At 64.4% G+C, this 20,738-nt stretch carries 20 protein-coding genes; 13 read left to right on the top strand and 7 right to left on the bottom strand.

What is annotated here, in order from left to right; translation table 11 throughout:
• Positions 1 to 269 precede the first annotated feature (269 nt).
• From AB0323_RS07020 to AB0323_RS07000, 5 genes are all read left to right on the top strand, one after another.
• A complete protein-coding gene (locus AB0323_RS07020; RefSeq protein WP_366176675.1) occupies positions 270 to 1,070 on the top strand; it encodes an electron transfer flavoprotein subunit beta/FixA family protein in 801 nt (266 codons plus the stop codon).
• 14 nt (positions 1,071 to 1,084) lie between these two features.
• On the top strand, positions 1,085 to 2,038 hold the full coding sequence (locus tag AB0323_RS07015; protein WP_366176674.1) for an electron transfer flavoprotein subunit alpha/FixB family protein: 954 nt from the start codon (positions 1,085 to 1,087) through the stop codon (positions 2,036 to 2,038).
• A gap of 5 nt (positions 2,039 to 2,043) precedes the next feature.
• Entirely contained in the window at positions 2,044 to 2,823 is a 780-nt protein-coding gene (locus tag AB0323_RS07010; RefSeq protein ID WP_366176673.1) for a PIG-L deacetylase family protein, read from the top strand.
• Between the two features lie 74 nt (positions 2,824 to 2,897).
• Positions 2,898 to 3,443, top strand: coding sequence for a gluconokinase (locus AB0323_RS07005; protein WP_366176672.1), 546 nt, complete (start codon positions 2,898 to 2,900; stop codon positions 3,441 to 3,443).
• Positions 3,440 to 4,813 carry a gluconate:H+ symporter gene (locus tag AB0323_RS07000; protein WP_234748189.1) on the top strand — a complete coding sequence of 458 codons (1,374 nt, stop codon included), beginning with the start codon at positions 3,440 to 3,442 and terminating at the stop codon, positions 4,811 to 4,813. Before AB0323_RS07005 ends, AB0323_RS07000 begins: the two co-directional genes overlap by 4 nt.
• A 90-nt stretch (positions 4,814 to 4,903) precedes the next feature.
• Here AB0323_RS07000 and AB0323_RS06995 read toward each other — a convergent pair whose 3' ends face one another.
• From AB0323_RS06995 to AB0323_RS06975, 5 genes are all read right to left on the bottom strand, one after another.
• Positions 4,904 to 5,665, bottom strand: coding sequence for a MerR family transcriptional regulator (locus AB0323_RS06995; RefSeq protein ID WP_366176671.1), 762 nt, complete (start codon positions 5,663 to 5,665; stop codon positions 4,904 to 4,906).
• A 79-nt stretch (positions 5,666 to 5,744) separates the two neighbouring features.
• A complete protein-coding gene (locus tag AB0323_RS06990) occupies positions 5,745 to 6,623 on the bottom strand; it encodes an anti-sigma factor (protein WP_366176670.1) in 879 nt (292 codons plus the stop codon).
• A gap of 1 nt (position 6,624) precedes the next feature.
• Positions 6,625 to 7,221, bottom strand: coding sequence for an ECF RNA polymerase sigma factor SigK (gene sigK / locus AB0323_RS06985; protein ID WP_366176735.1), 597 nt, complete (start codon positions 7,219 to 7,221; stop codon positions 6,625 to 6,627).
• Positions 7,222 to 7,465: 244 nt separating this feature from the next.
• Complete coding sequence (locus AB0323_RS06980; protein WP_366176669.1) at positions 7,466 to 7,933, bottom strand: tRNA (cytidine(34)-2'-O)-methyltransferase; 468 nt, start codon at positions 7,931 to 7,933, stop codon at positions 7,466 to 7,468.
• Between the two features lie 44 nt (positions 7,934 to 7,977).
• Entirely contained in the window at positions 7,978 to 8,937 is a 960-nt protein-coding gene (locus AB0323_RS06975; RefSeq protein WP_366176668.1) for a J domain-containing protein, read from the bottom strand.
• Positions 8,938 to 9,131: 194 nt separating this feature from the next.
• On the opposite strand from AB0323_RS06975, the gene AB0323_RS06970 reads away from it, so the two are divergent.
• Complete coding sequence (locus tag AB0323_RS06970) at positions 9,132 to 9,797, top strand: helix-turn-helix domain-containing protein (RefSeq protein WP_366176667.1); 666 nt, start codon at positions 9,132 to 9,134, stop codon at positions 9,795 to 9,797.
• 26 nt (positions 9,798 to 9,823) lie between these two features.
• Positions 9,824 to 11,089: a cysteine desulfurase family protein gene (locus tag AB0323_RS06965; RefSeq protein WP_366176666.1), complete on the top strand. Its 1,266-nt coding sequence runs from the start codon at positions 9,824 to 9,826 to the stop codon at positions 11,087 to 11,089.
• On the opposite strand, the gene AB0323_RS06960 is transcribed toward AB0323_RS06965, so the two are convergent.
• Entirely contained in the window at positions 11,068 to 12,306 is a 1,239-nt protein-coding gene (locus tag AB0323_RS06960) for an FAD-dependent oxidoreductase (RefSeq protein WP_366176665.1), read from the bottom strand. The genes AB0323_RS06965 and AB0323_RS06960 overlap by 22 nt on opposite strands.
• 214 nt (positions 12,307 to 12,520) lie before the next feature.
• On the opposite strand from AB0323_RS06960, the gene mnmA reads away from it, so the two are divergent.
• The 5 genes from mnmA to AB0323_RS06935 all read left to right on the top strand — a co-directional run bounded on the left by mnmA (position 12,521) and on the right by AB0323_RS06935 (position 19,523).
• Positions 12,521 to 13,660, top strand: coding sequence for a tRNA 2-thiouridine(34) synthase MnmA (mnmA, locus tag AB0323_RS06955; RefSeq protein WP_366176664.1), 1,140 nt, complete (start codon positions 12,521 to 12,523; stop codon positions 13,658 to 13,660).
• Positions 13,661 to 13,934: 274 nt separating this feature from the next.
• On the top strand, positions 13,935 to 15,563 hold the full coding sequence (locus tag AB0323_RS06950) for an ABC transporter substrate-binding protein (RefSeq protein WP_366176663.1): 1,629 nt from the start codon (positions 13,935 to 13,937) through the stop codon (positions 15,561 to 15,563).
• Between the two features lie 114 nt (positions 15,564 to 15,677).
• Positions 15,678 to 16,766, top strand: a complete 1,089-nt coding sequence (locus tag AB0323_RS06945; RefSeq protein ID WP_364533191.1) for an ABC transporter permease — start codon at positions 15,678 to 15,680, stop codon at positions 16,764 to 16,766.
• A gap of 1 nt (position 16,767) precedes the next feature.
• Complete coding sequence (locus AB0323_RS06940) at positions 16,768 to 17,817, top strand: ABC transporter permease (protein ID WP_366176662.1); 1,050 nt, start codon at positions 16,768 to 16,770, stop codon at positions 17,815 to 17,817.
• Positions 17,814 to 19,523, top strand: a complete 1,710-nt coding sequence (locus tag AB0323_RS06935; protein ID WP_284983742.1) for an ABC transporter ATP-binding protein — start codon at positions 17,814 to 17,816, stop codon at positions 19,521 to 19,523. Before AB0323_RS06940 ends, AB0323_RS06935 begins: the two co-directional genes overlap by 4 nt.
• Positions 19,524 to 19,610: 87 nt before the next feature.
• Here AB0323_RS06935 and AB0323_RS06930 read toward each other — a convergent pair whose 3' ends face one another.
• Positions 19,611 to 20,270, bottom strand: coding sequence for an NAD(P)-binding domain-containing protein (locus AB0323_RS06930; protein ID WP_366176661.1), 660 nt, complete (start codon positions 20,268 to 20,270; stop codon positions 19,611 to 19,613).
• Between the two features lie 78 nt (positions 20,271 to 20,348).
• Here AB0323_RS06930 and AB0323_RS06925 point away from each other — a divergent pair, with 78 nt between their 5' ends.
• Complete coding sequence (locus tag AB0323_RS06925) at positions 20,349 to 20,735, top strand: chorismate mutase (protein WP_364533203.1); 387 nt, start codon at positions 20,349 to 20,351, stop codon at positions 20,733 to 20,735.
• The last annotated feature ends 3 nt before the right edge of the window (positions 20,736 to 20,738 follow it).

Genomic DNA, 20,738 nt, shown 5'->3' with positions numbered 1-20,738 from the left:
GCACCGTAGCGGCGGATTCCGGCGGGACCAGCACTCGACGACGGCGGGCGGCACCTCAAGCGGTGTGGCCGCCGTCGTCGTGTGCCCTTGCTGCCGTAAGCGGGAGCGATCCACGAAACAGGAGTTAATGCACATACGCGGCGTTGTCCGACTTGTCCCGCAATATGCTTAGCTAGGACGAGCCCGTACGCAGGGCACTCTTGGCCACGCGCCTAGTTGCTGGCCATCCCCGAGTATGGAAGGCTGCCTCGAACACAGTGGGAGATACATTGAAGATTGTTGTTCTGATCAAGCACGTCCCGGACGCGCAGTTCGACCGACACCTCACCGGCCCAGGCAACACCATGGACCGCGACGAGAGCATTCTGTCCGAACTGGACGAGTACGCGCTCGAAGCCGCGCTGCAGCTCACCGAAGCCCGCGGGGGTGCCAAGGCCGGCAACGAGGTCATCGCCTTGAGCATGGGTCCCGCCGGTGCCGTGAACGCCGTCAAGAAGTCCTTGCAGATCGGTGCCTCCTCGGGAGCGCATTTGAGCGACGACGCCTTGGCCGGTTCCGACGCCGCCGCCACCTCGCTGGCCCTTGCCGCTGCGATCCGGTATCTCGGCGCCGACTCGCCCGTGGACCTCGTCCTGACGGGCATGGCCTCGACGGACGGCGAAACGTCCTTGGTCCCGGCCCAGCTCGCAGAGCGGCTCGGACTCCCGCAAGTCACTTTTGCTTCCTCCCTGGAGGTCAACGGCGAACGCGTCGTCGCGCGCCGTGACGGTGACGCCCACGCGGACACTGTCGAGGCAACCTTGCCGGCGCTGGTCTCCGTGACGGACCAGATCAACGAGCCGCGATACCCCAACTTCAAGGGCATCCTTGCAGCCAAGAAGAAGAAAATCACGGCTCTTACACTGGCCGACATCGGCGTCGATGCCGCGCAGGTGGGCGCCGCGGGTTCGCTGACCGCCGTCGAGACCGCTGAAGCGCGGCCACCGCGCACTGCCGGCACCATCATCACCGACGAAGGCGACGCCGGCATCAAGCTGGTTGAGTTCCTGGCCGCCCAGAAGCTGCTCTAAGAGGATTCCGACACATGGCAAAAGCACTTGTATTCATTGACAACCCGGGCGCGGCGCTCAAGAAGAGCAGCCTGGAACTCCTGACGATCGCACGTTCCCTCGGGGAAGCGGTGGTCGCCTTCAACGGCGAACTGCACGACGACGTCGCGGCCGCCCTGGGTGCGCAAGGAGCCTCGGTCCTTTACCGCCCGTCCGCCACGGACCTGGACGACTTCCTGGTTGCGCCGAAAGCGGCATATCTTGCCGCGGCAGTTGCAACCTCCGGAGCCCAGACCGTCCTGCTGGAAAACACGGCCGACGGCAAGGAAATCGCGGCCCGTCTTGGCGTGAAGCTCAACGCCGGCGTCATCACCGATGTTGTGGGCGTCGACGCCGACGGCACGGCCCACAAGTCGGTCCTGGCGGGCTCATACACCACAACGGCCAAAGCGCGCACCGCCGTCTCCGTGCTCACGGTCAAGCCGAACAGCGTCGACGTCGAGGCCCCGGCCGCGGCAAGTACGCCCGAAACCGTGAGTATCGATGTCCCGGCCGATGCCACCGCGCATGCCGCACGGGTCACCGGGCGTGCGGAAAAGCCGGCCAGCGGCCGTCCGGAGCTCACCGAAGCCCGGATCGTGGTTGCCGGCGGACGCGGCGTCGACGGCGACTTCGGTCCTTTGGAAGAACTGGCCGACGCGCTCGGCGGTGCACTCGGAGCTTCCCGTGCCGCCACGGATGCAGGCTGGATCGGCCATGACTACCAGGTCGGCCAGACGGGCAAGACCGTGTCCCCGCAGCTCTACATTTCGGCGGGCATCTCCGGAGCGATCCAGCAGAAGGCCGGCATGCAGACCTCCAAGGTCATCGTGGCGATCAACAAGGATGCTGAATCGCCGATCTTCGAAATCGCGGACTTCGGCATCATCGGCGACCTCTTCAAGGTTGTTCCGCAGGCCACCGAAGAGATCAAAAAGCGGAAAGGCTGATCCCTTTGTCTTCTGACGACACGTCGGCAAAGAGCCCGTTCAACGCCTCCAGGGAGCGCGTTGAGCGGGTGCTTTGTTTTACCGCCCATCCGGACGACATCGACTTCGGCGCGGCCGGCACCATCGCCGCGTGGACCGCTGCCGGCGTCGAGGTCAGCTACTGCGTCATGACCGACGGCGACGCCGGAGGTTTCGATCCTGCCCACCGCGAAGAGATCATTTCCATGCGCGCCGAGGAGCAGAGACAAGCCGCTGCCCTCGTCGGCGTCACGGATGTGCACTACCTCCATGAGCGCGATGGCTACCTGGAACCGACACATGGGGTCATCAAGCAAGTGGTGAGACTCATCCGCGAAATCCGCCCCGACATCGTCCTTGCCATGCATCCGGAACGCACCTGGGACAGGATCCAGAAGAGCCATCCCGACCACCTCGCAGTGGGGGAGATCGTGACCCGGGCGGTGTACCCGGCGGTGGAGAACCCCTTCGCCTACCCGGAACTTGCGGAAGCCGGCCTGGAGGCCTTCAAACTCCCCTGGCTGTGGCTCTTCGCCGGTCCCGAAACCCGTGAGAACTATTTCGTGGATGTCACCGAGCACATCGACGCGAAGCTGGCCGCCATCCGGATCCACGCCAGCCAGCACCCCGATCTGGAGGGCATGGAACGGGCTGTCCGAGGCATGCTCCGGCATAATGCCCTGCGCGCGGGCATGCCGGAAGGGCGCAGCGCCGAGGCGTTCCATGTGGTGGAAGTCAACGGTTCCCAAACCATCGCCGGTTTCTGAAATTGCTGATGTGTAATCTCTGTCATATGCTTACTCTCGTTTAAATCATATTTAATTGAGAGAGGCAGACTTTGATGGCGAAGACTGCACAACAACCGGTATTGGTGATCATGGGTGTCTCCGGTTCCGGTAAATCGACAGTGGCCGGCGTATTGGCGGGCCGGCTGGGGTGGGACCTCGCCGAAGGCGACGACCTGCACCCGGAAGCAAACGTTGCAAAGATGCAGGCGGGGCACGCACTCAGCGATGAGGACCGTTGGCCGTGGCTGGACATCATTGCCGACTGGATCAAGGAGCGTACCGCAGCAGGAAAGCCGGGCATCATCACGTGCTCGGCCTTGAAGAAGCGCTACCGGGATGTCCTGCGCGGCGAGGGCGTCGTATTCATCTTCCTCCAGGGGAGCAAGGACAAGATTTCCGACCGGCTGGCTTCGCGTCACGGACACTTCATGCCCGCCTCGCTGCTGGAATCCCAGTTCGATGCACTGGAGGCGCCCACCGAGGACGAGAACCACATCTCGCTGTGCGTCTCAGCTTCTCCGGCAGAAGAAGCAGAGGAAATCATCGAACGGCTCGGCCTTGAGGCACAGACCGCCCATGCGGTCGGTGGTGCAGCGTGAACTGGACCGGGCACGATACCCAACTCCTTGTGGTCGCGGCTATCGGCATTGCGCTGATCGTCCTGCTGATCGCCAAATTCAAAGTCCACCCCTTCCTTTCCCTGGTACTCGGATCGGCCTTCGTTGGCCTGGCCTCCGGAGTGGAGCTGGCCAAGGTCGTCAGCAACTTCGAGGACGGCGTGGGAGGCGTCCTTAAAGAGGTCGGCATCCTGATTGCGCTCGGCGCCATGCTGGGCAAGCTCCTGGCGGATTCCGGCGGCGCAAACCGCGTGGTGGACACCTTGCTGGAGAAGGCCAGCGGCAACAAAGTGGTCTGGATGATCACCTTGGTTGCGGTCATCATCGGCCTCCCGATGTTCTTTGAGATCGGCCTCGTCCTGCTGCTTCCGGTGATCGTCCTGGTCACCCAGCGCTCGCAGATGAAGCTCATGCGCATTGCCATTCCTGCGCTCGCGGGTTTGTCCGTGCTGCACGGCCTGGTCCCGCCGCACCCCGGGCCACTCATCGCCATCAGCGCGGTGAAGGCCGAACTGGGCACCACCCTGGCATTGGGGCTCCTGGTAGCCGTCCCCACGGTCATCATTTGCGGGCCGCTGTTTTCCCGTTTGGCCGCGCGCTGGGTTCCAGTTGACGCTCCTGCGGTGGCCGGTGGCGTCGACACCAAGCACGCCGTCGACCTCAGCGAAGTAAAGCGTCAGCCCAGCTTCCTCGTCACGTTGTTGACCATCATTTTCCCGGTGGTGCTCATGCTCCTGAAGGCCGTGGCGGACATTGTCTGGCCCGACGCGGCCCATGCCCCCATGATCCGCACGGTCCTGGACTTCGTGGGCCAGCCCCTCGTGGCAATGACCTTGGCCGTGCTCGCCGCCATGGTGACCTTCGGCTACGCCGTCGGCTTCACGGGCAGCAAGATCACGGCCAAGCTCGGCGACAGCCTCGGACCGATCGCCGCGATCCTGCTGATCGTGGGCGCAGGCGGCGGCTTCAAGCAGACCCTTATTGGCGCCGGCGTCGGTGACGCGGTCAAGAAATGGGCCGAAGGCGCCAATATGTCCGTGCTGGTCCTGGGCTTCATCGTGGCTGTGGCACTTCGCCTGGCCACGGGCTCGGCGACAGTTGCCACCGTGACGGCTGCGGGCATTGTGGCTCCGTTGGCGAGCAGCCTCAGCCCGACACACGCCGCACTCCTTGCCTTGGCCATCGGTGCCGGCTCGCTCTTCCTGTCCCACGTCAACGACGCCGGATTCTGGCTCGTGAAGGAACTCTTCGGCCTCACAGTGGGGCAGACGTTCAAGACGTGGTCGGTGATGGAGACGCTCATCTCGGTGGTCGGCTTCGGCTTCATCATGGTGCTCTCGCTGATCATCTAGCGGAGCTGCTTGGCAGTCAGTACGACGGCGGCCCGTCCCCTTTGTTTCCCAAGGGGCCGGGCCGCCGTCGTGCTTTTGTTGAGGTAGGCCCTAACGGAGCTCTTGTGCCGCGTAGACCTTGATGCCTTCGAGCAGGTAGGACGCCAGGCCGACCCGGACCTTGTCGTAATTGGCCGTGAACCGGGGGTCGTCCACATACATCTGGCCCAGGCCTACATAGGATTCGGCGTTGGGCGTCCAACTGGCGCAGATCCACTGGTAGTGCCGGCCGACGGCTGCCTGGACGTCCGGGTGGTCTGCCGGAAGGGCGGCGTCGAAGCAACGGGCGAGGTCCTCGTTCAGCGCCGCGTACTCCTCCATGAAGGCCTGTTTCTGGGCCGTTGTCATCGCCGAGTGCCGTGCTTTGCTCTCGTCGACGGCCCGATCGCCCCAGCGCTCGCGCGCCTCGGCCTCGTACGGGTTGTTGTCGAAATCCCTGAAGATGTTCTCCGCGGTCATGGTTTCTCCTTGACGTAGTGCTGCGATCGTGGCGTCGACCGTCCGGGACATCCGGTCCAGCCGGTCGCGCTCGGCCAGCAGCCAGTCCCTGTGCACGGCAAGTGCCTCCACAGGATCGGCCTGGCCATCCAGAACTTCGCCGATGGTCTCGAGCCCAAGGCCAAGTTCACGAAGCAGAAGGATCCGCTGCAGGCGCAGCAGCTCAGGCTGGCCGTAGTACCGGTAGCCGTTGTGTCCGGTGCGGGCTGGTTCCAATAGTCCGAGCTGGTCATAGTGGCGCAAGGTTCGCGAGGAAACCTTGCTGGCCTTGGCCAGTTCGGAAATGGTCCAGCTATCCGCTTTGTCCTGCTTCATGCATCCAGCGTAGAAGTTGACGTTACGTCAAGGTCAAGCGTCGCCGCCAAGAGCCTATGTCCGGGCAGCGCCCATCGTTCTACGTGAGGGGCGCCGCAGCGACCGTCGGGAGTGTCGGCTTCTTGGAGCCGCCCACGGGTTCAACCGTGATCCCGATCGCCGCCGCGCTGGAAATGCCGGAGACCACCGCCGGGTGGCTCAAGGCCTGGGCGTCCATGAGTCCCTGGGAAACAGGGTCGGAGCCGTCCTTGGGAATGAGCCACATCTGATAGACCTTGCCGGCCGGGGGAGCGGGAACTCCGTTCATACGGACCACCACGGCGTTCTTCGAGCTGGAGACCGACACGGTGGCAGTGCCGCCGCCGTTGACGTTGACGGTGGCTTGCCGGACATCGCCGGCCTGCAGTACCTGGTTCACGGGATCGTTCTGGCCGGCCACGTAGGCGCCCACGCCGACACCGCCAAGCGCTATTACCGCTGCCGCCGCAACGGCTGCCACCCACCCACGGACGCCGCCGAAGCGTCGGCGATCCCGCCGGTTCCGGGCCGCGGCGAGGTCAACGAGGTCGGCGGTTGCGTGCGTTGCGGAACCGGCCGGCACTTCGGGAACGGAAGAAGGTGCGGACGCTGTGCCGGTTTGTGCGATGCGTGGTTGTTGCGGGAGCTGCCGCAGAATGTCCTCCAACAGTCCGGGCCGCGGTTCGGCCTCGTCGGCGAAAGAGGCGGCGAGAGTTTCGCGTGACTGCCTGACCCGCTCAAGGAACGCCGAGCGTTCGGGCGCGGCGGCAATGTAGTGGTCGATTTCCGCCCGCTCGGCGTCGCTCAACGCGTCGAGGGCATAGATCTCGGCAAGCTCCAGGACACGGCCTTCAGCAAGGTCAGTGGCTATATCGCCGGCGAACATCCTGCGGAGGCCTTCCTGCCCGGCATTCTGCTTGTTGTCATCGTGTTCGGTCATGTCAGCTCACCCCCAGGCAAGTCTTGAGTCGGAGAAGTCCATCGCGGATGCGGGACTTGATGGTCGGAATCGCTGCACCGAGTTGTTCGGCGACCTCCCGGTAGGTGAGCCCGCCATAGTAGGCGAGGCGCACTGACTCCAATTGCGTTTCCGTCAGGGTGCCGAGGCAACGGGTGACGGCCTCGGCCTCAAGCCGGCTGTTGGCTTCTTCTTCCACTGAATCGTGGTCAAGGAGTTGGCTCGCCGCGCCATACTTCGCTTCGCGGTCCGTCGCGGACTGGGCCGAGCGGACACGGTCGATCGCGCGCCGGTGGGTGATGGTCATGAGCCACGCGAGCGGGCTGCCTGCCTCGGGATTGAATTTTGCGGCGTTCTGCCAGACCTGGATGAAGACTTCCTGGGTTGTATCTTCGCTCAGGCCCGCATCCACCAAGACGCGCTTGGCCATGCCGTAGACCCGGCGGGCGGTGAGCCGGTAGAACTCGCTGAAGGCGGCCCGGTCGCCGTCGGCCATCAATCCCAGCAATTCCGCAAGCTGCGCATCCGAGCCGGCTATCAGGCCTGGGGCCTCGGGGCCTCGCACATTCGGTGTATCCATCACCGTCCAGCATAGGTTGTCGGCGACCCCGGCAGTACCGGAAGTATTGCGGGTCTTGAGAGTAGTCACCTGCGCCCCTTCCGCGGCCGTCGCTCCACAGGCCCGTCGCTTCACCGGCCCCTTGCTTCGCAGGCCAACCGCCCGCCCATGCTGTTGGTGCCTACAAAGGGTATTCGGCGCAGGGGGCATTTTGGATGGGTGATCCGAAGAGGTGACCTTGCGGAGATCCGGCGGCCCGGGCCCGCTAGAGTTTCGCCCCGGCAAAACCGTGTTGGCGCCAGGCCTCGTACACCGCAATGGAGGCGGCATTGGCAAGGTTCAGCGAGCGGAGCGAGGGCAGCATGGGGAGCCGGACGCGCGCCGTGACGTGAGGGTCCTGTTTCAGCCAGTCCGGAAGCCCGACGGACTCGGGACCGAACAGCAAGACATCGCCCTCTTCGTAGGCAATGTCCGTGTAGGAGGTTTCGCCGTCGGACGTGAAGGCGAAGACACGCTCGGGCTGCAAGGCCGCCCACGCGGCCTCGATGTCCTGGTGCACCGTGACCACCGCGAGGTCGTGGTAGTCGAGTCCCGCGCGGCGCAGCTTCGCGTCGGAGAAGTCGAAGCCCAACGGCTCCACGAGGTGGAGCTCAGCGCCGGTGATGGCGGCGAGCCGGATGGCGTTACCCGTGTTGCCCGGGATTTCAGGGGTGTGGAAGAGGATGCGGAACACGTATCAATCCTAGCCAGCGAAAATACCGGGTTGTTCCTGCAGGCTCAGTGCATGCCCCGAAGCAGCCGGGCCAGGACCGGGACAACCACGGTGTTGGGCACGGGCCCCGAACTCAGGAACTGCTTGAGGCCGCGGGCCAGCCCGGAGGCGTTGACGATTTGCACCGAACCGAAGTCTCCGTCAGTGCGCCGGTAGTGGTCGATGACCGGCTCGTGCGGGTTGCCGTCCGGGCTGTGGACAACCACCCAACCTGTCACATTCAGCTCCGGAAAGATCTCCTGCATGTGGCGAACGATCAGCTCGAGCTGCGGCGGCGGCACCGAACGTCCGCCGTGCTTGAGCGCCACCCCGTTCCAGGCGTAGGCGCCCTTGGGCAGCAGCATGGAACCGATGAGCGCCAGGCGGTAGCCGGCAAGCAGGGCGTGATCGATGTGGCTATCGTCCGAAGGGGAGCGGAGCCCGTTGACGAGCCGCGCCGAGGGGATGGCAGGCAGGATCTGGCGGCTGATGAGCTGGACTGTCCGCATTTCGCGCTGAATGCGGGCTTCGGCGCCGAAGATTCCACGCTTCCGGGGAATCCCGTGGATCTGCAGCGCGGCTTCGCCTTTGGAGAGCAGGGGGACCTCGTGCGGATCATCGAAGGGCGGCACATAGACGGGAGCGTCGCCGGCGGTGTTGCGCGGGGCATTCGGCCGATGGACCCCGGCGGTGGTGCGGGTTTCCGCTCCGGGAGTGCCGGACCGGCCGTAGTCCGGTCTTTGCGTTGCGAAGGGGTTCGCACCGCCCGGGGCGCCGCTCGCATAGCGGCGGTCGTACTCCGCGCGTCGCTTGGGATCAATCAGGGTCTCGTACGCGAGCGTGACCTGTCGAAAGACCTCAGGATCTCCGCCGTGGTCCGGGTGGGCGTTCCTCGCGGCCTTCCGGTAGGCCACTTTGATCTCCTTGTCCGTCGCAGTGACGGAGACCCGGAGGATCTGGTAGTGGGAACTGCTGCCCTGAGCCAACCACGGGCCTTTCTCTGGATTCTGAAGATTCCCGCCGTCCCGTGCGGAGCGGCCATCCTGGCAAGTCTAGCCAGCCCACCATGAGAACGACGGCGGCCCGGGCTTTAGTTCCCCCGGGAAGTTGAGCCACGGTGATCTTGGAAAGCGCGGCAGGATTAAGCAATGAGTGTTGATTTTAGAGTTAGGCTGGATCCATGACCGGACTTCCCTGGCTGCGTCGGCTCTCCGCCTTGGCATCCCTCGACGACGGCAACCGCCGCCGCCTCTACGAGCACGTCTGCAGCGCAAGCGGTGCGGTCAGCCGCGACGACGCCGCGGTGGCCCTCGGGCTTCCCCGCAGCACGGCTTCCTTCCACCTGGACCGGTTGGTCCGTGACGGACTCCTGAGCGTTGAGTTCCGCAAGCTCGGCGGCAAGGTCGGTCCGGGGTCCGGGCGTCCTGCGAAGCTGTATGCGCCTGTCATTGAAGAGATCGGCGCCTCGGTTCCGGAGCGCCACTACGACCTCGCCGGGGAAGTGATGGCCACTGCCATCCATGACCTGATGGCGAAGGGTGGTTCCGCCCGCGAAACGCTCCTCGATACCGCCTATGCCCGGGGCCGCGAGGCCGGCAGTACGGAGCAGCATTTCGAGGATGTCCTCGCGAGCTATGGTTACAGGCCCGAAGTCGACGACGACGGCGGGTACTCCCTGGTCAATTGCCCCTTCCACCGGCTGGCCGAAAGCCACACGGACGTCGTCTGCGCCATGAACGGCGCGTTCCTGAGCGGGGCGGCGGCCGCGTGCGGAATTGCCGGGGACCGGATCGCCGAGGACAACCGCGAAGGCCATTGCTGCGCCAAGATCCGTCCTACATCGTGATCCGCCTGCCTCGATAGACTTGGGTAGTGCCTGTTTACCTGGACCATGCCGCCACCACGCCCCTTGCCGCCGTCGCCCTCGCCGCCATGACCCGCGAGCTGGGACGGACCGGCAATCCGTCATCGTTGCATGCTTCCGGACGGCGTGCCCGGCGATCCGTGGAAGAGGCGCGGGAGGCGATTGCGGCAGCAGCCGGGGCGCATCCTTCCGAGCTCATCTTCACGTCCGGAGGCACCGAAGCGGACAATCTTGCCGTCAAGGGTATGTACTGGGCCCGCCACGACGAAGACGGCAGGCGCAAGCGGATCCTTTGCTCCGCCGTCGAACACCATGCTGTGCAGGACACCGTCGAATGGCTGGAACGGCACGAAGGGGCCGAAGCGGTGTGGCTCCCCGTCGATTCCCGGGGCATTGTGCTGCTGGACGCCGTGCGGGCGGAGATCGAGCGTGATCCGGGATCGGTGGCCCTGGTCACCGTCATGTGGGCGAACAACGAGGTCGGCAGTATCCAGCCCGTCAAGGAGATCGTGGAAATCGCCGCTGCCCACGGCATCCCCGTGCACTCGGACGCAGTCCAGGCGTTCGGCTCGGTTCCCCTGAGCTTCCGCGACTCAGGACTCGCCGCGATGTCGGTCTCGGGCCACAAACTCGGCGGACCAGTGGGCGTGGGCGCGCTCTTCCTCGGGCGCTCCACCAAGGTCACTCCGGTCCAGCACGGGGGAGGGCAGGAGCGTGATGTGCGCTCGGGAACCCTGGACGCGGCGTCGATCGCGGCATTCGCTGCCGCAGCGGAGTCAGTTGCTCAAAACCTGCCGGCAGAGCGCGAGCGGATCAGCGCCTTACGGGACCGGATCATCGACGGCGTCAAGGCTGCCATTCCGGAGGCAGTACTGCGCGGAGCAACCGGCGACGCCCGGCTCCCCGGCAACGCGCATTTCACCTTCCCCGGCTGTGAAGGCGATTCCTTGCTCTTCCTCCTGGATCTCGCGGGCATCGAATCATCCACCGGATCCGCCTGCACAGCGGGAGTCCCCAGGCCCTCGCACGTCTTGCTTGCCATGGGGCTGGATGAGGCCACCGCCCGCGGGGCACAGCGGTTCAGCCTAGGGCACTCCTCAAACGACGCCGACGTCGACGCCCTGCTCAAGGCTCTCCCGGACGCGTATGCCCGGGCGAAGCTTGCCGGCATGGCCGGTCACGAGTCCAGCATCCAGACCGCCGCCACAGTGGCCCGGAGCCACGGCGGCTCTGCCGGCGGCCCGGCAGGCGATCAGGTCCCGGGCAACAACTGATCCAGTGGAACGGCAGGATCAGCCAGGCGGTCCAGGTCTACTTGGATGCGCCCCGAAATGAGTGCCTTGACCGGCTTCTGGACCCGTTGCTGGTTGACGCTCATGCCCGCGACGACGGCGCCGTCCCGTAACCAGAAAGCCAGGAAGCTGTTGTCCTCCAACGTGCCACGGATCACGGGTGCGGAAACCGCCGCGAGCGTGGGGTATCCCCAGTACTCCATCGAGACGTCGAACTGGTCCGTATAGAAATAGGGGACCACGTCCAGCATCGCGTCCTGTCCCAACATCGCCTTGGCCGCGACTTTCCCGCCGTTGAGGGCGTTGGACCAGTGTTCGCTGCGGTGGTGATCGCCGGTGAAGGGGTGCAGGGCGTTGGCGACATCGCCGGCCGCGAACACGTCCGGACTGCTGGTCCGGAGCGAAGAGTCCACCACGATTCCGTTGCGGATATCCAGTCCGGCGGCTTCGGCCAGGGCCGTGTCCGGAACGACTCCGACGGCCACCACTACAAGGTCGGCAGGAAGGACCTCGGCGGAATCGGTGACAACAGCGCCCGCTTTTCCGCCAGTGCCGCTGATTTCCGCGGCGCTCGCCGGGAGCCTGAACTTCACGCCGTGCTTTTCGTGCAGCTTGCGGAAGAAGCCGCCCAGTTCGGGGCCGATGGCCATGCTCAGCGGCACGTCTTCCAGTCCCAGCAAGGTCACGTTGTTGCCGTAGCTGCTCGCGGCCGCGGCAAGCTCCATGCCGATCCAACCCGAGCCGATCATCACCACATTCCGGCCTCCGCCGGACAGCTCTTCCTTGAGCCTGCGCGAATCATCGAATGTCCGGAACGTCGTGACACCGGCAAGATCGGAACCGGGGAGCGGAATCCGGCGCGGCTGCGCCCCCGTGGCGATCAGGAGCTTGGTGAACTGCAGCTCGGCTCCTGATCCCAGTTGTGCCGTGTGGGCGGCAGGATCGGCGGTTGCGACCGCGTCGCCAAGGAGGAGTTCGACGTCGTTCTCCGGGTACCAGCCGGCCGCCAGCACCGGGACGGCATCCTCGCCGGCTTTGCCCAGGAGGAACTCCTTGGAGAGCGGAGGGCGCAAGTAGGGCTGTTCATTCTCCGCGCAGGCCACGGTGATGCGGCCCTGGAAGCCTTCGGAGCGCAGGGTCTTGGCTGCCGTGGCGCCGGCCAGCCCGCCGCCTGCGATAAGGATGTGTTCGGTGTCCATGGTGACTCGATTCGCGGGGCGTGGGCGGTTCGCGTGGGCAGCCTGCGTGTGCGTAAGCGCAGCCGCAATCTAAAACTGTTTGTTTTGACTTTAGAATCGTCCGGGACGGTGGTCAAGGCATTTTTGGGGCGGATTCCCGCGGGCGCTAGAATAGTTGGGCGCGCTTAGTCTCTTCAGCCGCAATTCTTCTCCCCAACACCAACAGAAAGCCAGCATGCGAGTTCTTGCAGCCATGAGCGGCGGAGTCGACTCCGCCGTTGCCGCCGCCCGCGCCGTCGAGGCAGGGCACGACGTCGTTGGCGTCCACTTGGCGCTGTCCCGCATGCCCGGAACGCTGCGCACGGGGAGCCGCGGCTGCTGCACCATCGAGGATTCCCGCGATGCCTGGCGCGCCTGCGACGTGCTGGGGATTCCCTACTATGTCTGGGACTTCTCGGAGCGCTTCAAGGAAGACGTTGTCCAGGACTTCATCGACGAGTATGCCGCGGGCCGCACTCCCAATCCGTGCATGCGCTGCAACGAGCGGATCAAGTTCGCCGCTTTGTTGGAGAAGGCCATCGCCCTGGGGTTCGACGCGGTCTGCACCGGCCACTACGCCAAGGTCATCCAGGACGCCGACGGCAATCCTGAACTCCACCGCGCGGCCGATTGGGCCAAGGACCAAAGCTACGTGCTCGGTGTGCTGACCCACGAACAGCTCAAGCACTCCATGTTCCCGCTGGCAGAGACTCCCTCCAAGGCCGAGGTGCGCGCAGAGGCGGAGCGCCGCGGCCTGTCCGTCGCGAACAAGCCGGACAGCCACGACATCTGCTTCATCCCGGACGGCGATACCGCCGGCTGGCTCGCCGAGAAGATCGACATGACCACCGGCGACATCGTGGACGAGGCCGGAACCAAGGTAGGGGAGCACCCGGGAGCCAACGCCTTCACGGTCGGCCAGCGCCGCGGCCTCAAGCTGGGCACCCCTGCTGCGGACGGCAAGCCGCGCTTCGTGCTGGAGATCCGGCCCAAGGAAAACAAGGTGGTCGTCGGCCCCGAAGCACTGCTGGCCATCGACGAGATCCGCGGAATCAAGGTGTCCTGGGCCGGCCTGCCTATCGCCGAGGTGGCTACCGGCGCCGAATTCGACTGCTATGCCCAGGTCCGCGCCCATGGCGATCCCGTTCCTGCCAAGGCATTTGTCGAGCGGTACGTCGATGACGCCGGCATCGCGCGCGAAGGCCTCGTGGTGACCCTTGTCGATCCGCTCCGCGGCGTGGCCCCCGGGCAGACCATCGTGCTGTACCAAGGCACCCGCGTCCTGGGCCAGGCAACCATCGACGCCGCCCGGTCCCGCCAGCGCGCAGAACTCTAGACCCGGCCAACGCCGCAGCGGCGAAGGCCGCCCGTGAACTGTTAGCGCTAAATACTGTTAGCGCTAACAGCCTCCTCCCAGTAACGTTCCGAGCAGCCTGCGGCGGACCTCCTAGCCGACTTCGCGTCAAAAGAAAAGTAAATTTTGTGTCTCAACTCACAAAATCAAACGTTTCACCAAAAAAGCTTCTGGTTGAATCGTGGAGTCAGGAGTATGTGCTCCGATCAAATTACCCACGGCGGTTCGCCGTATCCATCGAACAGAAAGTTCACTGATGGCATTGAACAAAAACGCCTTGCGAAGCGCTATCGCGTTCGCGGGCATCTCCGTATTCGCTTTGACGGCCTGCACGGGCCCGGCGGGCGGCGGCGGTTCAGCTTCCTCAGCTGCCAGCGGTCCGATCGCTTACGGCACCACCGATAAGGTGACTGCGCTCGATCCCGCCGGTTCGTACGACAACGGTTCCTTCATGGTGATGAACCAGGTCTATTCCTTCCTCCTCAACTCGAAGCCGGGAAGCGCCGACCCCGTTCCGGACCTGGCAGCGTCGGCGTCGTTCACGTCGCCCACCGAGTACACCGTCAAGCTGAAGCCCGGACTCAAGTGGGCCAATGGCCACACGCTGGACTCCACCGACGTCAAGTTTTCGTTCGACCGGCAGCTCAAGATCAACGACCCCGCTGGTCCTGCAAGCCTGCTCGAAAACCTGGACAGCGTCACCACTCCGGACGCCAACACGGCCGTTTTCAAGCTGAAGCTCGCCAACGACCAGACGTTCCCGCAGATCCTCAGCAGCCCGGCTGCGCCGATCGTGGACCACCAGGTCTTCCCAGCCGACAAACTGCTTTCGGATGACGACATCATCAAGGCCAAGGCGTTCTATGGCCAGTACACGATCGACAGCTACAAGAAGAACGAGCTCATCAGCCTCAAGGCCTACCCTGACTACCAGGGTGTCCTGGGCAAGCCGGCCAACGACGCCGCCACGATCAAGTACTACGCTGAGCCGACCAACATGAAGCTGGACATCCAGCAGGGCAACATCGACGTTGCGAACCGAAGCCTCAGCGCCACCGACGTCGACGACCTCAAGAAGGACTCGAAGGTCAAGGTCAACGTTGGTCCCGGCGGCGAGATCCGCTACATCACGTTCAACTTCAACACCATGCCGTTCGGCGCCAAGGCAGCCGGTGCCGACCCGGCCAAGGCACTTGCCGTGCGCCAGGCGATCGCCAACCTCGTTGACCGCCAGGCAATCGCGGACCAGGTCTACAAGGGCACATACCTGCCGTTGTACTCCAACGTCCCCAGCGGCTTCCTGGGCGCCAACGAGTCGTTCAAGGATGCCTACGGCGACAACGGAAAGCCGAGCCTGGACAAAGCCAAGAAGGTTCTGTCCGATGCCGGTGTCAAGGACGTCGTGACGTTGAACCTCCAGTACAACCCGGACCACTACGGCAAGTCCTCGGGCGACGAGTACGCCATGATCAAGGACCAGCTTGAGAAGTCGGGCCTCTTCAAGGTGAACCTGCAGTCCACCGAATGGGTAACCTACAGCAAGGCCAGCCGTGCGGACGAGTACCCGCTGTTCCAGTTCGGTTGGTTCCCTGACTTCAGCGACCCCGACAACTACCTGACCCCGTTCTTCCCGAACGGCGGCTTCTTGAAGAACCACTTCAACGACCAGGCCGTGACCGACCTGATCAACAAGCAGCTGACCACCACGGACAAGTCGGCTCGCGAATCCACGATCAAGGACGCCCAGAACGCTCTGGCAAAGGACATTTCCACTTTGCCGCTGCTCCAGGGTGCCCAGGTTGCCATCTCGGCGAAGGGCGTGAACGGCGTCGACAAGACGCTTGACGCTTCCTTCAAGTTCCGATTGGGAACTATTTCAAAGTAAGCAGCCGGTAGGGGGAGGCGGGTGCCAACAGGTGCTTTGCCTCCCCTTATTGCTGATTGCCCCTCATTTGAGCAAAACCCCGCGCGATCCGCGGGCAATGGACTTTAGGTAGCAATGACAACACTTATAGAGGTGCCCGACGTCGAACCGGACGCGGTCGCTCCCAAGAGTAAATCAGCGGGCGGGGGTCTCGGCAGGTACATCGTGGTCAGGTTCTTCCTGATCATTCCCACGATCTTCATCCTCGTGACTCTGGTTTTCTTCCTCATGCGGGTCATCGGAGACCCCATCACCGCAGCGCAGGGCGGCCGGCTTCCCCCGGATGTCCTGGCGCAGCGAATCCACGACGCCGGTTACGACCGGCCGATCATCATCCAGTACTTCGAATACCTGGGCCAGTTGGTCACCGGTAACTTCGGCACCACGATCACGGACCGGCGCCCCGTCGTCGAAATGCTGTCGACCTTCGGCGCAGCCACCCTCGAGCTGTCCATCAACGCACTGATCGTGGCTCTCGCGGTCGGAATCCCGCTGGGCATGATCGCCGCGCAACGGCGCGACAAGGCGACAGACGCCTTCCTGCGCTGCTTTGCCATCCTCTGCTACGCCACTCCGGTCTTCTTCTCCGGACTCCTGCTCAAGCTGACGTTCTCGGTGTGGCTAGGATGGCTCCCGGTGGCCGGGCGGGTGTCCACCCGCACTGAGCTGACCATGGGCCAACTGGCTGCTCCCACCGGCATTTATTGGCTCGACGCGCTGCGCAGCGGCAATTTCACCGCTCTCGGCGACGTCGTGTCGCACGCGGTGCTTCCCGCTATTGCCCTGGGTCTCCTGACCGCCGGTGTCTTCCTGCGCCTCGTGCGGACCAACGTCATCGGAACGCTGGGCAAGGATTACGTCGAGGCCGGCCGTTCCCGCGGCGTCAGCGAGTTCCGGCTCGTGACGAAGCACGCCTACAAGCCGGCGCTCATCCCCATCATCACCGTCATGGGCTTGCAAATCGCCCTGATGCTCGGCGGAGCCGTGCTCACCGAGACCACCTTCGAATGGAAGGGACTTGGCTACCAGCTGGTCCAATACCTGAACGCGAGGGACTTCGTGGCGGTCCAGGGCATCGTGGTGCTGCTGGCCGTCATCGTCGCATTTACCAACTTCGTCGTGGACGTCGTCGCCGCGCTGATCGACCCGCGAGTGAGGTACTGACATGAGCACTGCAACAATTTCAGGACGGAAGAAATCCTTCCTGTCCGGACTTCCTGTCATTTCCCACGTCAAGAAGAGCGTTGGCCTCCAGCGGGGAATGCTCATCACCGGGCTTGTGCTGACCGGGATCTTCCTTCTCTCGACGGTGCTCGCGCCGCTCATCGCACCGTACGGCTATTCCCAACTGAGTGACGCTTCCGGATCGTTCCCGACCCAGGATGCCCCCAGCAGCAAGCACCTGCTCGGCACCACAGTCGGCGGCTATGACGTTCTCTCCCGCGTCCTGTGGGGTTCACAGACCGCCGTGACCGTGATTGTCGTCGCCGTGGTGATGTCCATCTTCCTCGGCGTGGCGCTGGGCCTGCTCAGTGGTTACTTCGGCGGGTGGCTGGACCGGGTGCTCGTAGTCATCGCCGATGCCATTTATGCCTTTCCTTCCCTGCTCCTGGCGATCGTCATGTCGATCGTCATCAGCCGCGGCCAGTCGAGCTTCTGGGGCGGTATCTTCGCCTGCGCCTTCTCGATCACCGTCGTGTTCGTTCCACAGTATTTCCGCGTGATCCGGGCCGAAACCATCAGGCTCAAGGCAGAGCCGTTCGTGGAGTCGGCCATGGTCCTGGGCGCGTCCAGCGTCCGGATCATCACCCGGCATATCTTCAAGAACGCCACGAGGACGCTTCCGCTGATGTTCACCCTGAACGCCTCCGAGGCGATCCTGACCCTCGCCGGCCTTGGCTTCCTGGGCTTCGGCATTGAACCGTCCTCGGCCGCAGAGTGGGGCTTCGACCTCAACAAGGCCATGGCGGACGCGTCCTCCGGCATTTGGTGGACAGGAGTCTTCCCCGGTATCGCAATCGTCCTCACAGTGCTGGGGCTGACCTTGGTCGGCGAAAGCATCAACGACCTCAACGATCCCCGCCTACGCGGCCGCAAGCGTGCCGGAGGCAAGGCCTCCCGCTCCAAGGCCGCGGCAGGAACCGACGGCACGAACACAAGGGCCACCACCGCTCCCAAACCGGAATCAGGCAGCCCAGAAGCAGGTATGGCATGACCACCAACATCGGCAACATTTCGGACCAGCCGCTGCCATCCGGGCAGCCCGTCCTGGACATCGAACGGCTCAAAGTCACCTTTGCCACCGACAGCGGCGACGTGTACGCGGTCAAGGACGTCAGCCTCGAGGTCAAAGCCGGCGAAGTGCTGGCGATCGTAGGGGAGTCGGGATCCGGCAAGACCGTCACGGCCAAGACCATCCTCGGCCTGCTCCCTGAAACGGCCATCAGCTCGGGAGCCGTTCTGATCAACGGCAACAACGTCATCAGCGTCAGTGCGTCCAAACTGCGCAAAATCCGCGGCCGCGACGTGGCAATGGTCTTCCAGGAACCGTCAACGGCCCTGAACCCGGTGTTCACGGTCGGCTGGCAGATCGCCGAAGGCATCAGGGCCCATGCCTCGGACGGCCACCGCATCTCGGCCAAGGAAGCCAAGAAGCGGGCTACCGAAGCCCTGCGCAAGGTGGGCATCCCCGATCCCGAAACCCGCGTCAACTACTATCCCCACCAGCTCTCCGGTGGCCAGAAGCAGCGTGTCGTCATCGCGGCTGCGCTCGCCTTGAACCCGGGGTTGATCGTGGCGGACGAACCGACGACGGCCCTGGACGTCACTGTCCAGGCCGAGATCCTTCAGTTGCTCCGGGACTTGCGGGACAAGTACGGCACCTCGATTGTGCTCATCACGCACAACATGGGTGTCGTGGCCGACCTGGCCGACCGCGTCGTTGTCATGTACCAAGGCGACGTCGTCGAAGAGGCAACCGCCAGGGTCCTTTTCGCCGAGCCCAAGCAGGATTACACCAAGAAGCTGCTGGCCGCCGTGCCGCACCTCGGCCGCAACTCAGCGTCCGAGGGGGCCACCGAACGGTTGCACCAAAGTGGGAAGATCCTGGTTGAGGCAAAAAACCTCACCATCGAGTATCCGGGCCGCCTCGGCAAGCCGGGGTTCAAGGCCGTGGACAATGTCAGCTTCACGGTCTCTGAAAACGAGGTGTTTGGCCTGGTTGGCGAGTCAGGTTCCGGCAAGTCCACCATCGGCCGGGCCATCGCAGGCCTCAACAGGGCAACCGGCGGCAGCCTCAAGGTCCTCGGCTACGAAATGCTCGGCTTCAAGGAACACACGTTCAAGCCGCTGCGCAAGGACATCGGCTTTGTCTTCCAGGACCCGGCCGCCTCGTTCAACCCCCACCTGACCATCGGTGAGTGCGTAGCGGAACCGCTGCTGATCCATACCCACCCCAGCCCGGCTCAAGCACGCCTGCGCGTGGCGCAGTTGCTCGAATCGGTGCAGCTGCCGGCGTCGTACGCTGAACGCTTCCCGCACGAGCTCTCCGGCGGGCAGCGCCAACGCGCCTCGCTGGCGCGTTCGCTCGCGCTCAACCCGCGCCTCCTGATCGCCGACGAGCCGACCTCGGCCCTCGACGTTTCCGTCCAGGCAAAGGTGTTGGAACTGTTCAAGGACATCCAGGAAGAGTTCGGTTTTGCCGCGCTGTTCATCAGCCACGACCTCGCCGTCGTGGACATCCTCTCCCATTGGGTGGGCGTGTTGTACAAAGGCCAGCTCGTGGAGCAGGGGATCGGCAGCCAGATCATGGGCAACCCCCAGCACGACTACACACGCAAGCTCATCGCCTCGCTGCCGGTGCCGGACCCTGAAGAACAGGCCCGACGCCGGGAAGAGAACCGCGCGCTGCTGGGCATCTAGCCCGCCAGCCAAGCCGCGATCTGCAAGAACGGACATGCCCGCCCTTCTCCGCGAAGGGCGGGCATGCGCCACTGTGGATCGGCGCGGCTATTCGGACACGATGCTGATGTTGAAGAGCTTGTCCTTCGGCTGGCGCATGAAGATCCGGAGCCACAGCGGCATCCACATTTCAAGGCCGCGGGCGACGTCGAGCCCGCCCAGGTCGTGGACGTGGTCCGGGAGCCAGCCGAACTCCCGCAGGAGCGCGACGACGGTGGCCTTCGCCTCGTCGTCGTTCCCCGCCACGAAGACGTCATGGGCACCGTTGGCAAGCCTGAGCGGGTCAACCATCAGCGGCGCCTCCAAGGTGTTCAGGGCCTTGACCACACGGGCCTCGGGGAAGGAACGCTGGATGGTTTCGGCAATGCTGTCGGTATTGCAGACGGAGAGCGAGGGCGGGAAACCGGCAGAAAAGTCCAGCGGGTTGGACACGTCTACCAGGACCTTGCCCGCGAGGTTCGCTGCCCCGGCTTCACTCAACGCAGCGAGCGAGACCATGCCGGGGGTCGCGTTGACCACGATCTCGGCCATTGCTGCCGCCTGCGCGAAGGAACCGGAGCTTGCTCCCGGACCTGCCTGCGCCGCCCATTCAGTCCCCTTGGGATTGCCTGCCTCCCGGGAACCCATCATGACCTCGTGGCCGACCGCCACCAACTTGCCGGCCAGAGTATGCCCCACCATTCCGGTGCCAAGAACTGCGATTTTCATGCGTGCTCTCCTTATCATCGGCGCGGACATGCCCATTCTGCCCCTCAAGGCCCGGCCGGCACACCCTAGACTGGAGGAATGACCGAGCAGAACCACGCCCTCCCCGACGCCGACTCCTTCGATCCTTCCGCCAGCTCCCTCGCCGGCCGCGTGGACCCGGCCGTCATGGACGAGTTGCTCTCCATCCGCTCCAGCATCGACAACATCGACGCCACCCTGGTCTTCCTCCTCGCGGAACGCTTCAAGGCCACCCAGAAAGTGGGCGTCCTGAAGGCGACTCACAAACTTCCTGCCGGTGACCCGGGACGCGAGTCCGCCCAGATTGCGCGGCTCCGCCGGCTCGCCGAAGAGGCCAACCTCGATCCTGCCTTCGCCGAGAAGTTCCTGAATTTCATCATCAGTGAGGTCATCCGGCACCACGAGGCAATCGCCGAAGGCCACCAGGCTTCCATCGCGCAGGCCTGAGCA

It is taken from the genome of Arthrobacter sp. NPDC080031, assembly GCF_040702485.1.
In the GTDB taxonomy this organism is placed as follows: Bacteria; Actinomycetota; Actinomycetes; order Actinomycetales; family Micrococcaceae; genus Arthrobacter.
This window is presented reverse-complemented; position numbering and strand designations above follow the sequence as displayed.

What these genes read in the sequence shown, in the direction of transcription:
- AB0323_RS07015 (WP_366176674.1), top strand. Translation starts at nt 1,085, where the DNA reads ATGGCAAAAGCACTTGTATTCATTGACAACCCGGGCGCGGCGCTCAAG.
- AB0323_RS07005 (WP_366176672.1), top strand. Translation starts at nt 2,898, where the DNA reads ATGGCGAAGACTGCACAACAACCGGTATTGGTGATCATGGGTGTCTCC.
- AB0323_RS06995 (WP_366176671.1), bottom strand. Translation starts at nt 5,665, where the DNA reads ATGAAGCAGGACAAAGCGGATAGCTGGACCATTTCCGAACTGGCCAAG.
- AB0323_RS06990 (WP_366176670.1), bottom strand. Translation starts at nt 6,623, where the DNA reads ATGACCGAACACGATGACAACAAGCAGAATGCCGGGCAGGAAGGCCTC.
- sigK (WP_366176735.1), bottom strand. Translation starts at nt 7,221, where the DNA reads ATGGATACACCGAATGTGCGAGGCCCCGAGGCCCCAGGCCTGATAGCC.
- AB0323_RS06970 (WP_366176667.1), top strand. Translation starts at nt 9,132, where the DNA reads ATGACCGGACTTCCCTGGCTGCGTCGGCTCTCCGCCTTGGCATCCCTC.
- AB0323_RS06960 (WP_366176665.1), bottom strand. Translation starts at nt 12,306, where the DNA reads ATGGACACCGAACACATCCTTATCGCAGGCGGCGGGCTGGCCGGCGCC.
- mnmA (WP_366176664.1), top strand. Translation starts at nt 12,521, where the DNA reads ATGCGAGTTCTTGCAGCCATGAGCGGCGGAGTCGACTCCGCCGTTGCC.
- AB0323_RS06950 (WP_366176663.1), top strand. Translation starts at nt 13,935, where the DNA reads ATGGCATTGAACAAAAACGCCTTGCGAAGCGCTATCGCGTTCGCGGGC.
- AB0323_RS06945 (WP_364533191.1), top strand. Translation starts at nt 15,678, where the DNA reads ATGACAACACTTATAGAGGTGCCCGACGTCGAACCGGACGCGGTCGCT.
- AB0323_RS06940 (WP_366176662.1), top strand. Translation starts at nt 16,768, where the DNA reads ATGAGCACTGCAACAATTTCAGGACGGAAGAAATCCTTCCTGTCCGGA.
- AB0323_RS06935 (WP_284983742.1), top strand. Translation starts at nt 17,814, where the DNA reads ATGACCACCAACATCGGCAACATTTCGGACCAGCCGCTGCCATCCGGG.
- AB0323_RS06930 (WP_366176661.1), bottom strand. Translation starts at nt 20,270, where the DNA reads ATGAAAATCGCAGTTCTTGGCACCGGAATGGTGGGGCATACTCTGGCC.
- AB0323_RS06925 (WP_364533203.1), top strand. Translation starts at nt 20,349, where the DNA reads ATGACCGAGCAGAACCACGCCCTCCCCGACGCCGACTCCTTCGATCCT.